The sequence below is a fragment of the Chitinophaga sp. genome, assembly GCF_039596135.1.
In the GTDB taxonomy this organism is placed as follows: Bacteria; Bacteroidota; Bacteroidia; order Chitinophagales; family Chitinophagaceae; genus Chitinophaga.
Map to the genome: position 1 here is coordinate 20,051 of NZ_JBCNKH010000073.1, position 11,008 is coordinate 31,058.

Below are 11,008 nucleotides of genomic sequence, written 5' to 3' on the forward strand. Positions count from 1 at the left end.
TGTTATAATTTTATTTCTCCGTACATACCAATTTTCAGATAGCCATCATTATTGACACGCACTTTGATGGCATACACCAGGTTGGCTCTTTCGTCTTTTGTCTGGATGGTCTTTGGCGTAAATTCTGCTTTATTGCTGATCCATTCTATTGTGCCTGTATGATCTTTCATATCGTCTACCAGTACTTTCACCTGCTGGCCTGTTTTTACATGCGACAGCTGGTTCCCCGTGAGGTAGGCTCTTAAAATGATCGTATTCAAAGCAGCAATCTTGTACACGGCTTTGCCCGGACTGGTTACTTCGCCTGTTTCTGCATACTTGGTCAGAACAGTTCCATCAATAGGGTTGGTCAGCTTACATTTATCCAGCTGATCGTCAATCTGCTGCACCTGTGCTTCCAGTGGAGCAGCCTGGTCTTTCAGGTTGGTGGTGGTAATGCCGAGGGAAGATTGCGTAGCGGCAATTTGTTTCTTTACAATGGCTACCTGTGAAATTGCATCATCCAGTTGCTTCCGGGTAGCAGCATCAGCTTTGAGCAGGTTTTCTGTCCGGTCTCTTTCTCTTTCGGCCTGCCTCAGTTGTTCCTGCAGAGCAGCTGTTTGCGCAGCGATATCCGGGCGTCCGCTCAGTACTGCACTGATCTGTGCCTGTAGTTGTTTCTTTTTCAGGATGAGTTGAATGCTGTCGATATAACCCACTACCTGACCGGCTTTCAATACTTGTCCTTCTTCAATATCCAATGATTTGATATTGCCGGAAGCCTCTGCAGAAACGATGGTTTCAACAGCTTCGAAAGTACCGGATGCATCGTATGCTGCTTCTTTTTTATTACAAGCTGAGATGGCAGCAGCGACTATCATCAGTATGGCGAGATTCTTTTTCATAGATTACCTGTAGTAGTTTGTTGATTATATTGTGAGAGCAGCCATTGCATTTCATGCAGGGACTTATTTTGTCTGGCCAGATTTTCGTCATTCACTTCTTTCAGAAAGTCATTGCCGGTGATCACACCATTTTCTAACTGGGCGATGGCAGCAGTTTTTACCTGTGCACGTAGCTGGATAATTGCATCGTCGGAAGTCATTAATTGCTGGTATTTATTTACGGCAACAGATTGCTGTTGTACAGTCATTGCTGTGTTAAATAAGAAGGTTTCTTTTTGCACGGCAATCTCCTGTTTGTTTACAACGAGTTGCGCTCTTTTTTTCTTCAGCGTGTAGAATGAAGAAGGGGACCAGCTCAGGCGAACACCGCCAACATAAAATCCCTGAAAACTATTGTCCAGCATATTCAATCCAGGACGACCATACCCCCCCTGAATATAGAAGCCTACTTTAGGTCGGGTTCCTACCGTCAATAACTGATCCTGGAGCAATAAAGATTTTTGCTGTGCATCAAATGATAACAGTTCCGGGCGATGAATGCTATCAGTAAGATTCAATGCAGCTGGTTTTTCCAACGTGGTGACGGGTATGCCAATGAAGAGCGAAAGCATTTTAGCATACGCATCGCGACTGCTGGCAATTTCAATATTATGCTGTTGCGTGGCTAATATCTCTGCATTGATCAGGTCTGCATTACTTCTGAATGCTGTACCGTTATCCAGTGCGGCCTGTGTCTTCTTCAAGCCCAGTTGCAAATCTGCCAGCATCAGGTCATTTTGTTTCAGCTGTTCATCGGCCAGTAAAATTCCAAAATACAACTGGTTAATCCTGTCTTTCAGCGCATACAAATCTGCCTGTAGTTGTTGCCGGGATACTGCCTCATTGCTCTTTTGCAGCGCAGCCTGTTTTGCAATTTCACCCCCGTCATAAATCACCTGGTCCAGTTGCACCGTTGCCTTATACTGATCCTTATTTATTGTAGGGATGTTTACGCCTGGTATGCTAATCGGAACCTGTGTTACGGCAGACTGGTAGGTGGCCTGTGCATTCACAGAAAACTGGGGCAGGTATCCCTTTTTCAGATTGTCAATCGTGTACGCTGCCGACTTGCTGATCAGGTCATACCTTTTGGTAAGCGGATAATGCTGTTCGGCCAGCCGGTAGCATTCTGGCAGGGTGAGTTGTCCCCTTGCAGGCAACGAAAACAAAAGAAGCAGGAGGTAGTATCTCATATTTAAACATATTATTTAATCAAATGATTAAGTCCGGGGCAAAAAAAATGCAGCTATTCAAGCATGCATTTCATCCAGATGGGAATCAGCTTTTTGCGTTCTTCCATCAGCTGATTGTACTGATCATCGGATATTGCTGCTGTTCCCTGCAATATGGGCCGGGCGGCAAACGGAAAGATCAGCATCCCCAATAAAGACATCAGGAATTGTAACGGATTGATATCTTTCTTTTTTTCCTGTAGCTGTTGCATGAAATGCGATCCGACTACATAGGCGTCTACATTCAGTGTCTCCTTCAGCCAGCCGGGATTTTGCCTCAATTCACTCAGGACAAATAAGGGCAGATCCGGATTCAAAAAGAGCATATTAATATAATTGGTAGCGATAAAAGAGATCTTCTCTTCCAGCGATTTACTTTTATCATTCAGCGTGGGCGCCAGTATGCCGAATAGCTTCTTCAGGTTTTCGGCCATTACAATTTCAAACAGTTTCTCCTTACTGCGGAAATAGTAATTCAACAGGGCCAGGTTCATCCCGGCTTCTTCTGCAATATCACGGGTCTTGGTAGCGGCGTACCCTTTCCTGGTGAAAATTGTCCTGGCGGCTGCTTTGATCTTTTCTTCCGTTGAAATGCTCTTCTCTTCCATGATGGTACAAAGATAAGGTTAAATTATTGATTTAAACAAATGATTAAATTGATCGGTTTGAATGGTAGCTTCGCTGCTTTTATCTTTTCCAGGCCCCACCCAAGGGGTGGGGCCTGCGGCCGGGAGCAGGGGAATTATTTGATTTTCTTAAGGATCTATTTGAATGTTATTAACACACCTGGACCGTCTGGCCATAACTTTGTGCCCAGAAAACTGTTAGAATAGTTATGGAAATCATCAGAACTGGCAGTCAGCCATCAGGAAAAGGTCCCGTTGAGTACTTCACGGGGGCTGTTAGAATCGATCCTTTAAACAATCCTCCTGATCCGGCCCGCGTAGCCATGGCCCTGGTCACTTTTGAGCCCGGTGCCCGCACGGTATGGCATACCCACCCATTGGGTCAGACACTGATCGTCACCGCTGGTTGTGGTTGGGTACAGAAGGAGGGGGAATCCCGGCAGGAAATTCACCCCGGTGATGTGGTATGGTTTGCCCCCGGCGAAAAACACTGGCATGGTGCTACCGCTACTACCGGTATGAGCCATATTGCCATACAGGAAAAGCTAAACGGTTCCCCGGTAGATTGGATGGAGCCGGTAACTGAGGAACAGTATAACCAGTAAACTCATAAAGTAATTGTCATCACCGTTGCCAGCCGCCGCAGGCTACCTTCCCGATTGCTAAAAGTGATTGGGAAGGTTTGTTCATTTCATTTCTCGCCTTTGCGCATTTCACGCCCCAATATGCGCATTTGACGGCCTAAATTCTCCCGCAAGAACATTTGTGTGTACATTTGCAGATGTCATACTCTTACCAGTTAAAATGGTGTTTCATCATGATTTTGATCCTCGGTGGGGGAACAATCCTGATGAGACTAAATGATTTTAACATCTATAATTTTAAGGCCTTCATCAATCATTTTACCATCATTGCCGTTTCTATATCTACCTGCTGGATGGTACATGGCTACCTCAGGTTACATGAGCCCAAAGGAGTCAGTAAACAACTCCGTCCTATTATCAGGATTGCTGTTGCTACGCTGATAGTATCTGTAGCTAATTATGTAATTGAAACTGCGGTGCCGGAGAGGTTTTTAATTCCGGAAAACATATTCCACTATACCTACGCCGATTTCTTGCGCCTCCTCATCGGTGCATTTTTTCTCAGTATGATTTGCCACATCGTATGGAGTTCGCTGGCGGTCACCATTATGCTGCAAAAAGCACAACTGGAAAATGAACATCTTAAACAGGCTCATCTTCGTGCACAGTTGCTCTCCCTACAGCAGCAGATCAGTCCTCATTTCCTGTTCAACTCACTCAGCACGCTCAAGCACATCGCCTCCGATAAAGGGACCAAAGACTTTGTAGTACAGCTATCTCACGTATATCGTTATCTGCTGAACATCAATGAGCACCAGGTAACGAAACTCGCCGATGAACTCAACTTTATTGACTCTTATTTATACATTCTCTACCAGCGCTTTGAAAGCGATCTGAAAGTACAGATCGATATTCCGCAGGTGTATCATAGCTACCTGATACCGCCTTTAGCCATTCAGCTCTTAATCGAAAATGCGATTAAGCACAATGCATTTTCTTCCGACATGCCTTTGCTGATAGAGATCTTTATACAAAATGAAACAGTCACTGTCAGGAATACCCGGCAACCTAAAAAGTATCCTGTAGAGAGTACCAGGTTAGGTTTGCAGAATATCAACGAACGCTTTCAATTGTTGTTTGATAAACAGATCACCATCGACAGTACGGACGAAAGCTTTACTGTACATTTACCAGTCATTAGCCATGAACGTTATTATCATTGAAGACGAGCGTAAAACAGCCCGGGAACTACAAGACATCCTTTCCGGTATAGATGGCGAAATCCGCATACTGGAAGTGTTGCCGTCTGTGGCAGCTGCCATTCGCTGGTTCAGAGAAAACCCAGCTCCCGACCTGATATTTTCCGATATCCAGTTAGGCGATGGCCTCTGTTTCGAAATCTATCGGGAAGTAGCTGTTAATGCCCCCGTCATTTTCTGCACGGCCTTTGACCAATACGCTATTCAGGCTTTTGAATCCAATAGTATCGACTATTTGTTGAAGCCGCTGGAAGAGACTATGGTGGAGCGAAGCCTGAAGAAATTTCATCGTATCAAAGACCATTACAATACCTACCAGCAAAGTCTGAGTAAGGCCATGACCCAGATGGAAAATGCTTATCGCCAGACCATCCTCGTACACTACAGGGAAAAGATGGTACCCGTTAAGGTGGCCGATCTTGCTTACATACATGCCGCCAATGGCGTAGTGACGCTCCATACCCGCAACGACCAGGATTACACGATCCAATATACCATCGACCAGTTGGAGAACATGCTGAGCCGAAATGACTTTTTTCGGGCCAACAGGCAATTTATCCTGCACCGTGAAAGTATCACGGACATTGAGCATTATTTCAACCGGAGATTGATAATCAAGACGAACTGTAAAACCCCGGAGAAGATCATTGTAAGCCGCCTGAAAGCGCAGGATTTTTTGCGCTGGGTAGAGCAGTGACACTTCATTTCCCATTTTGCGCACTTCATTTCCCTATTTGTTCCCTTCATTGATATTTAAATAAATAGGGTAGATGTAGTAGGTAGTTTTGCTTTCATATGATGAATAAGAAACTATTTATTGCAGTACTATTGCTAATCAGTGGCGCCGCTTATGCCCAGAACAACTGGACGCTGAAGAGCTGCATTGAATACGGTCTTAAAAACCACCGTAGCAATGTTGTTTATGCCAATGAGAAACGTGCTGCAGATGCCAAAGCCCGTGAAGCACTAGCCGCTTACCTGCCCAGTGTCAGTATCTCTGGCTCAATCGATGACAACCTGAAAGTACAGGAAACCGTGATTCCTGCGGGTATCTTCAGCGACCATGATATTCGTGTTGCATTCACCAAGAAGTTCAATACCAATCCCGTAGCACAACTGGATCAAACTATTTTCGACCAGTCACTGCTCACAGGTCTGAAGGCGAATAAATACAACAAGGAATCGGCCGAGCTGAATGTGCAGCAAAATAATGAGACCATCATTTATAACATCAGCAACGCCTTTGCCCAGATCTTCGTGTACAGGGAACAGTTATTACTCCTGCGCGCTAACCTGGACAACTACCAGGAACAGATGGCCGTGACCAGTCTGCAGGTAAACAAAGGCACTGTATTGCAAAAGGAACTGGACAAGGTGACTGTTGACTACAACAATACGGTGTCTAAAATACACGTTGCCGAAAGTAACCTGACTTTATCCTACAATCAACTCAAATATGAAATGGGCTATCCGCTCGCAGATACCATTACGGTAGACAGTACGGAAGCTGCCAAAACTTTCAATAGCCTGGCTATTGCTGCCCCCGATGCCAGCACCTTTGCTGCTGCCAATCGCCTCGACTTCCGCATATCACAGGTCAATGAGAAACTGCTGGAGATAGATGAACGCCGCATTCGCAATGGCATCTATCCAAGACTCACCGCCTATGCCCGCTATGGGGCTATTGGTTATGGCGACAACCTGAATGAGTCTTTCAAGTCACTGGCTACTTATTCAGCCGTTGGTATCAAACTCAGTATTCCCATTCTCGACTTCTACAAGCGCAATGCACAATACTCCCAGGCGAAATACAAACGCTTGAATGCGGTGGAGCAATTAAAAATAGACGAAGGTAAATACGCGCTCGAGTACCAAAATGCCCGCACCAAAGTGATACAGGAGCAGGGCAATATGGACAATAACCGGCGCAATATAGAACTGGCGCAATCTGTGTTCAATACCACCAATCTGCAATACCAGAAAGGTACTACAGACATGACTGACTGGCTCAATGCCCAGAACTCACTGAAAGAAGCGCAGAACAATTACCTGGGCGCTGTATATAATTTCTTCCTCGCCCGCATCGATCTCGAAAAAGCGGGTGGATCACTCAAGACCTTTTACCTGGCTCTATAAATAGCAATATGAAAACGAAGTACATCGTAAGTTTAGTCGTTATTCTGATCATCGGATTGATCGTTTACAAACTGGCTGTCAATAAAAAGAAGCTGAATGAAAAAAACAAGCAGGCACCTGTAACCCAGGTACAAATACCGGTAAAGGTAGCAGTTGCAAAGGAGCAGTTGCTCGAAATCAACATCATCAAAACCGGCAACATTGCACCATTTAAAGAAGCCAAAGCCGTAGCCATGACTGGTGGTACCCTTACACAGGTGCGCTTTGAACTGGGAGACCAGGTAAAACAGGAACAGGTACTGGCTATTACAGATACGCGGCAGGCACAACTGGAACTGCAGAAAGCAGAAACTGACGCTGCCAAGCTACGCAATGATCTCGATACATATACCGAACTGCTGAAAGGCAAAGCTGCTACACAGGAAAAGGTAAATGAAATCAAAAACAACTACCAGACCGCGCTTAACCAGGTAGACCAGGCCCGCAGGAAATTGTCAGATGCGGCTATCAAAGCTCCTACCAGTGGTATCATTAGTGCTAAGCCGGTAGAGCAGGGCGTATTTGTAAATGCAGGTACTGAAATAGCAACTATCGTGAACCTGAACAAAGCAAAAGTACAGGTAAACCTGACCGAAGCAGAAGTTTACAAAGTAACGACCGGTCAGAAAGTAAAGATCACCACTGATGTTTATCCCGGTAAGGAATTCTCCGGCACCATCAGTTTTATCAGTCCACAGGCAGACCAGACACACAATTACCTGGTGGAGATCATGACGGACAATACTACACAATCCATTCTCCGCTCCGGTACATTCGTATACGCCGACTTCTCGAAGAAGACACAGGAACAGCTGCTCGTGATCCCAAGAGAAGCGCTGACAGAAAGCGCGAAAAACGCTTCTGTGTATGTAGTTAAGAATAATGTAGTACATCAGCAAGCTATCCGGACCGGTAGTGAAATGGGAGGGATGATGCAGGTAATCAGTGGTTTGCAGGCAGGTGACTCCATCGTCACTTCCGGTCAGATCAATCTGAAAGATGGTACTCCAGTCAGTGTGTCAAAATAAAAAAGCGCCCTCATGTCAATAGCAGAAATTGCCGTAAAACGGCCTCTATTAATACTTGTAATATTTACAGTGCTGATACTTTTCGGCCTGGAATGTTATCATAGCCTGAACTATAACCTGCTGCCCAAAATTGAAGTGCCTACTGTAACGGTGAGCACGGTGTATGCAGGTGCTTCCGCTTCGGAAGTGGAATCGTCCGTGACGAAGAAACTGGAAGATGCCTTTGCCGCTGTGGAAGGGCTGGATCAGATTACTTCCAAATCACAGGAAGGCGTATCCCAGGTAGTCATTGCCTTCAAGAGCGGTACCAATATCGATGCAGCAGAGGCAGACATCCAGCGAAAGGCAGATCAGGCACAGAATGACCTGCCAAAGGATATCGACAAACCGCTAGTGAATAAGGTAAACCTGGAAGAAGCACCGGTAGTGAAGGCCGGCGTCACTTCGACACTTGCACCCCGTGCACTTTATGACTTAGTCGATAAGCAACTGCGCCCGATTTTACAAAACGTATCAGGGGTAGGCCAGGTAAACATTATTGGTGGAGATGAACGTGAGATCCAGGTAAACGTAGATCAAAACAAACTGAATGCCTATGGTATCACCATCACACAGGTTACTAATGCAGTGAGCAATGCAAACCAGTCATTCCCGGCAGGTAGTATTGAAACAAAAAACCAGCAGGTGACAATTCAGTACGATGCGAATGTAGCTTCCATAGATCAGATCCGCGATCTGATCGTAGTACAACGTCCGGGTGGTGGCAGTGTGTATTTGAAAGACGTAGCAGAAGTGGTGGATGCCACTGCCAAAGCGACCGCAATCAACCACATTAATGGGCTGCCTTCTATCGGTATCCAGATTGTGAAACAATCGGATGCAAATGCGGTAAACGTGAGCCGTGATGTAAAGAAAGCATTTGTCAATCTGGAGAGTCAATATAAAGATAGTAAAGTAAAGTTCACCATATCCTCTGATCAGTCTACCTATACCTTGCGTTCTGCGGATGCGGTAATGGAAGACTTAGTCCTGGCGGTGTTCATTGTAGGTATCGTGATGCTGGCCTTCCTGCATAGCTTCCGTAGTTCAATGTTTGTGATGGTGGCATTGCCATCTTCCATGATCCCAACGTTCATTGCCATGTACCTGCTGGGCTTCTCGCTGAACCTAATGACGCTGATGGCGCTTTCGCTGGTAGTAGGTATCCTGGTGGATGACTCCATTGTGGTGCTGGAAAATATTTACCGACACCTGGAAGCAGGATCAGATCGGAAAACAGCGGCGCTGGAAGGTCGTAATGAAATTGGCTTTACGGCGATGGCGATCACACTGGTGGATGTGGTGGTGTTCCTGCCACTGGCACTTTCAGGTGGTATCATCGGCTCCATCTTAAAAGAGTTCTCTTTAGTTGTCGTTATATCCACATTAATGAGCCTGTTCGTTTCCTTTACGGTCACGCCTATGTTAGCAAGCCGTTTCGGCAGACTGGAACATCTCACCAAAAATACCTGGTGGGGAAGGCTGAACCTGGGATTCGAACACATCATTGATGTGGTCAGGGTAAACTATGGTAAAGCTTTGAAGGTATCATTACATAAAAAGCGATTCCTTTTATCTGGCGTGATCATCCTTATCATAGGTTCTATTATGCTGGTTGCCAAAGGATTTGTAGGGGCTGCTTTCATTCCTTCTGGAGACCAGGGCGAGCTGATGATCAACCTGGAACTCGCTTCGGATGCGTCTATTTACCAAACGAACATCCTGACCCAACAGGTGGAACAGCAGTTGCTGGCCAGACCTGAAGTAGACAGGGTTTTTTCAAGCATTGGTTTCCTCACCGGTGGTGTTGCCGGGACAGGTAACAATAGTAACAGGGCAGAGTTGACCGTGACGCTTGTAGCGGCAAAGGAACGGAACATGACAGCAGAAGAATTTGGGATTATGATCCAGCGCCAGCTCACAGCCAGCATTCCGGGAGTGAAAGTGACTGCATCGCCCACTTCTATCACTGGTAATGCGAGTACAGCGCCAATACAGATTGCTGTTAAAGGAGTGAACCTAAAAGATGTGCGCAGTGTGGCGGAACAATACATGCAACTCACTGCCGGTGTACCGGGCACGCAGTTCGTACAGCTCTCTGTAAAAGATCCAAAGCCACAGATAGAAGTGAAACTGGACAGGGAGAAAATGACATTGTTAGGTCTCAATGCGAGCCAGGTAGGTGGTGCACTACAAAATGCATTCAGTGGGAATGATAAGAGCAAGTTTAAGCAATCAGGCAATGAATATGACATTCTTGTGAGCCTGGACCGCTTCAACCGATCTGATATTAACAATGTAAGAAATCTTTCATTTACCAATAGTGATGGGCAGAGCTTTGTACTGAGCCAGTTCGCCGAAGTAAAAGAAGGTGTGGGGGAAAGTGTGCTGGAACGCAGTGACAGGCTCAACTCCATCACAGTCAATGCGAATGTGGCAGGCAGGCCAACGGGTACTGTGGCTACAGAGATCAAAGAAAAAGTAGCCAGTGTAAACCTTCCTGAAGGCGTGACAGTAGAATACCTTGGTGACGTAAAGAACCAGGGGGATGCGTTTGGCAGTCTGGGGCTGGCATTGATCACAGCGATCCTGCTGGTGTACCTGATTATGGTGGCCCTGTATGAAAGTGTGATTTATCCATTCGTAGTATTGTTCTCAATCCCGGTGGCATTGATCGGTGCCTTGCTGGCACTGGCATTGAGTATGGAAACATTGAATATCTTCTCTATCATTGGGGTCATCATGTTGTTGGGGCTTGTGTCTAAGAATGCGATCCTGATAGTAGACTTTACCAACCATTTGAAAGAGAAAGGATATAAAGTAGAAGATGCGCTGGTGGAAGCGGGAGAAGAACGTTTGCGTCCGATCCTGATGACGACACTGGCAATGATCTTCGGTATGCTGCCAATTGCACTGGCCAGGGGAGCGGGTTCTGAGATCAAAAACGGGATGGCATGGGTGATCATTGGGGGGCTGACCAGCTCTATGATCCTGACATTGTTTGTGGTGCCGGCCATGTACCTGATTATTGATAAACTGAAGACACGTTTACAAAAGAACAAGCAACCTGTATACCATGAAGCTCATAACTAGGAGTATCATCTGCCTGCTTGTGCTGCCTTTGGTTTCGAAGGCACTGGAC

9 protein-coding genes are annotated in these 11,008 nt (G+C 45.9%); 6 read left to right on the plus strand and 3 right to left on the minus strand.

Features of this window, described 5'->3' with window-relative positions:
• Positions 1-2: 2 nt before the first annotated feature.
• From ABDW16_RS26500 to ABDW16_RS26510, 3 genes are read right to left on the minus strand one after another with little or no spacing between them, the layout of a single operon-like run.
• Positions 3-884, minus strand: a complete 882-nt coding sequence (locus tag ABDW16_RS26500; protein ID WP_343674002.1) for an HlyD family efflux transporter periplasmic adaptor subunit — start codon at positions 882-884, stop codon at positions 3-5.
• A complete protein-coding gene (locus ABDW16_RS26505; protein WP_343674003.1) occupies positions 881-2,116 on the minus strand; it encodes a TolC family protein in 1,236 nt (411 codons plus the stop codon). The genes ABDW16_RS26500 and ABDW16_RS26505 overlap by 4 nt, the downstream gene beginning before the upstream one ends.
• A 53-nt stretch (positions 2,117-2,169) precedes the next feature.
• Positions 2,170-2,763, minus strand: coding sequence for a TetR/AcrR family transcriptional regulator (locus ABDW16_RS26510; protein WP_343674005.1), 594 nt, complete (start codon positions 2,761-2,763; stop codon positions 2,170-2,172).
• Positions 2,764-2,990: 227 nt separating this feature from the next.
• Between ABDW16_RS26510 and ABDW16_RS26515 the strand changes: the two genes are divergently transcribed.
• From ABDW16_RS26515 to ABDW16_RS26540, 6 genes are all read left to right on the plus strand, one after another.
• Positions 2,991-3,386: a cupin domain-containing protein gene (locus tag ABDW16_RS26515; protein ID WP_343674006.1), complete on the plus strand. Its 396-nt coding sequence runs from the start codon at positions 2,991-2,993 to the stop codon at positions 3,384-3,386.
• Between the two features lie 212 nt (positions 3,387-3,598).
• The gene (locus tag ABDW16_RS26520; protein ID WP_343674007.1) at positions 3,599-4,588 is read left to right on the plus strand and encodes a histidine kinase; all 990 of its coding nucleotides are present in this window, start codon (positions 3,599-3,601) and stop codon (positions 4,586-4,588) included.
• Positions 4,569-5,321, plus strand: coding sequence for a LytTR family DNA-binding domain-containing protein (locus ABDW16_RS26525; RefSeq protein ID WP_343674008.1), 753 nt, complete (start codon positions 4,569-4,571; stop codon positions 5,319-5,321). The genes ABDW16_RS26520 and ABDW16_RS26525 overlap by 20 nt, the downstream gene beginning before the upstream one ends.
• A gap of 98 nt (positions 5,322-5,419) precedes the next feature.
• Entirely contained in the window at positions 5,420-6,760 is a 1,341-nt protein-coding gene (locus ABDW16_RS26530) for a TolC family protein (RefSeq protein WP_343674009.1), read from the plus strand.
• A gap of 8 nt (positions 6,761-6,768) precedes the next feature.
• Positions 6,769-7,827 carry an efflux RND transporter periplasmic adaptor subunit gene (locus ABDW16_RS26535; protein WP_343674010.1) on the plus strand — a complete coding sequence of 353 codons (1,059 nt, stop codon included), beginning with the start codon at positions 6,769-6,771 and terminating at the stop codon, positions 7,825-7,827.
• 12 nt (positions 7,828-7,839) lie between these two features.
• Positions 7,840-10,959, plus strand: coding sequence for an efflux RND transporter permease subunit (locus ABDW16_RS26540; RefSeq protein WP_343674012.1), 3,120 nt, complete (start codon positions 7,840-7,842; stop codon positions 10,957-10,959).
• Positions 10,960-11,008 lie beyond the last annotated feature (49 nt).

What these genes read in the sequence shown, in the direction of transcription:
- ABDW16_RS26540 (WP_343674012.1), top strand. Translation starts at nt 7,840, where the DNA reads ATGTCAATAGCAGAAATTGCCGTAAAACGGCCTCTATTAATACTTGTA.
- ABDW16_RS26530 (WP_343674009.1), top strand. Translation starts at nt 5,420, where the DNA reads ATGATGAATAAGAAACTATTTATTGCAGTACTATTGCTAATCAGTGGC.
- ABDW16_RS26510 (WP_343674005.1), bottom strand. Translation starts at nt 2,763, where the DNA reads ATGGAAGAGAAGAGCATTTCAACGGAAGAAAAGATCAAAGCAGCCGCC.
- ABDW16_RS26525 (WP_343674008.1), top strand. Translation starts at nt 4,569, where the DNA reads ATGAACGTTATTATCATTGAAGACGAGCGTAAAACAGCCCGGGAACTA.
- ABDW16_RS26500 (WP_343674002.1), bottom strand. Translation starts at nt 884, where the DNA reads ATGAAAAAGAATCTCGCCATACTGATGATAGTCGCTGCTGCCATCTCA.
- ABDW16_RS26515 (WP_343674006.1), top strand. Translation starts at nt 2,991, where the DNA reads ATGGAAATCATCAGAACTGGCAGTCAGCCATCAGGAAAAGGTCCCGTT.
- ABDW16_RS26505 (WP_343674003.1), bottom strand. Translation starts at nt 2,116, where the DNA reads ATGAGATACTACCTCCTGCTTCTTTTGTTTTCGTTGCCTGCAAGGGGA.
- ABDW16_RS26520 (WP_343674007.1), top strand. Translation starts at nt 3,599, where the DNA reads ATGATTTTGATCCTCGGTGGGGGAACAATCCTGATGAGACTAAATGAT.
- ABDW16_RS26535 (WP_343674010.1), top strand. Translation starts at nt 6,769, where the DNA reads ATGAAAACGAAGTACATCGTAAGTTTAGTCGTTATTCTGATCATCGGA.